General features: G+C 39.3%; 4 protein-coding genes. 1 reads left to right on the forward strand and 3 read right to left on the reverse strand.

Features of this window, described 5'->3' with window-relative positions; all coding sequences use genetic code 11:
• From ARSQ2_RS11060 to ARSQ2_RS13940, 3 genes are all read right to left on the reverse strand, one after another.
• A partial coding sequence (locus ARSQ2_RS11060) for a pentapeptide repeat-containing protein (RefSeq protein ID WP_181995326.1) occupies positions 1–528 on the reverse strand: 528 nt, incomplete at its 3' end.
• Positions 515–976: a pentapeptide repeat-containing protein gene (locus tag ARSQ2_RS11065; RefSeq protein WP_181995327.1), complete on the reverse strand. Its 462-nt coding sequence runs from the start codon at positions 974–976 to the stop codon at positions 515–517. The genes ARSQ2_RS11060 and ARSQ2_RS11065, both read right to left, overlap by 14 nt.
• Positions 977–997: 21 nt before the next feature.
• On the reverse strand, positions 998–1126 hold the full coding sequence (locus ARSQ2_RS13940; RefSeq protein WP_255487701.1) for a hypothetical protein: 129 nt from the start codon (positions 1124–1126) through the stop codon (positions 998–1000).
• A 671-nt stretch (positions 1127–1797) separates the two neighbouring features.
• Between ARSQ2_RS13940 and ARSQ2_RS15115 the strand changes: the two genes are divergently transcribed.
• Positions 1798–1944: IS630 transposase-related protein (locus tag ARSQ2_RS15115; protein WP_420837778.1), on the forward strand; the 147-nt coding region annotated here is incomplete at its 3' end.

Here is a 1944-nt window from a genome sequence, read left to right on the forward strand (position 1 = left end):
CAACCCTTCTTCTTCCATCGTAAATATCACTTTACTTCTAAAATCAATTGAATAGCTCATATAAATAATGTCATCAAAATTAAGTCGCTTAGCTATATCTAATAGTGGTAAAGTGACATGGCTGAGATTAATGTCAGGCTGGTCAAGGGAATGAACGAGCTGTAGAACCAATTTTTTTAGTTCACTATACCGGTTATCAATCGTATTAAGGCTAGTTAGCAGACTGCTTTGTTTGTTGAAATGATTCAGTAGTGCATCTAGGGTATCCTCATCCCACTCGCCAGGCAGGTGAAGGGTAAAACTGTTGTGTAAAGAAGCAGCGGCAAAATTAGTGTTACTAATTGTTAACTCTTTTAAGATAGTATTACTCAGATCAGCGTTGCTAACATCGCTGTTCGCAAGGTTAGCCCCGGTTAGGTCAGCTTGATCAAAAATCGCCTCACCTAGTGTACGGCTATTCAATTTGGTTTGCGTTAAATTGGCACTAGTGAAATTTACACCATTGACCTTAGTATCAACTAATATCACACCAGTTAAGATTAGCCTTGGTCAGATTGGCGTCAGTCAAGTTAGCGTTTGCTATCTTAGCTTGTGCCAAATTGGCGCCGGTCAAATCACTATTAGTCAAGTTACTATTATTTAAGTAGGCTTCTTGCGGTATAATTCCGTTCATTGCAGAGTTGACTAAATTAGTGTTACATAAATTAGCCTTAGTTAAGTTACCTCCTGCTAATTGTGTTTCATTTAGATTAGCCATGAGTAAATTAGCATTAGCCAGCTGAGTTTGGTTCATTATCGCTTTTGTTAGGTTAGCTTCCACGATGATAATGTCTTTCAGGTTAGATCTGCTTAGATTAGTACCTTGTAAATTCGCGTGAGCAAGGTTATGGTAGCCACCAAAAACTTGGGTAAGATCCATGTAACTTAAGTCTTCACTTGATAAGTTAAGTTTGCTCCCAATCTGGCGTTTTGCCAATTGTGTGCTTAATGCTTGCAGTTATTGTTGTTGTGATTGGTAGAAAGAGGAAACTTCAGATTGAAGTGGCCAATTTTTAGCGGCTTCATTCGCCCGTTTGCCGCCCATTCCTTGAGTTTTTAGTTGATAAAGCCGCTCGCTGATTGACACTGGTGCTAATTTCAGTTCACCTGTCGAATTGCGCAGATATAGCTAAGCGTCTTAACTTTGATTACAAAATATATGTTTTTCTCCAATATAAATTTACTGATATAGAGTAATTACTTGTAATCATTTTAAAGTCGCCTAGCTATATTTACAGCCAAAAAGGGTATTCGTTTCCAGATTGATCTGCACCCAAATGTCTTTACCTCGCTGTTTACCGATCTTAACTACCTGAACCTCTTTTCCAAATCAGGACGATAAGCCACCTCTACTTTAAACGGCTTAATCGGCTCATCCGGCAAATCTTCCGCTTTTTTTCCAGTGCTTTGATTAATGGGGTGAATCCGCAAACTTTCTGATGGGCTTGCTGCGCGGCGTTTTTTAAGGCATTAATACCTTTTCTTCCCCACGATATTAATAATTCAAAACCGGGATCCGCACCACGAAAAAATTTACGCCTAAGTCTAAGTAAGTTTTAGCCGGTAAACGGCTTGCTATATGAGGAATACCAAATTTAAGAAACTGTTTGCCCCCTTCACGTAATGCTTGCTTGAATGCCGTCTGCTTTAATGCGGTTCGTGTGCTATTAATTGCAGCCTCTCCGATCGCTATACTGAACCGCCCCCAGCTTGCGCGCCTTTATAGCTAAGAGACTTAATTTTGATGAGATTATTTATATGAGCTATTCAATTAATTTTAAACGTAAAGTGATATTTACGATGGAAGAAGAAGGGTTGAGTATCCGAGAAACAGCGAAGCAATTTCGGATTGGCTCTGCATCTGTATCGGGTTGGATTAATCAAATAGAGCCAAAAGCATCGACT

Origin of the sequence: Arsenophonus endosymbiont of Bemisia tabaci Q2, from assembly GCF_902713415.1 — a bacterium.
Lineage (GTDB): Bacteria > Pseudomonadota > Gammaproteobacteria > Enterobacterales > Enterobacteriaceae > Arsenophonus.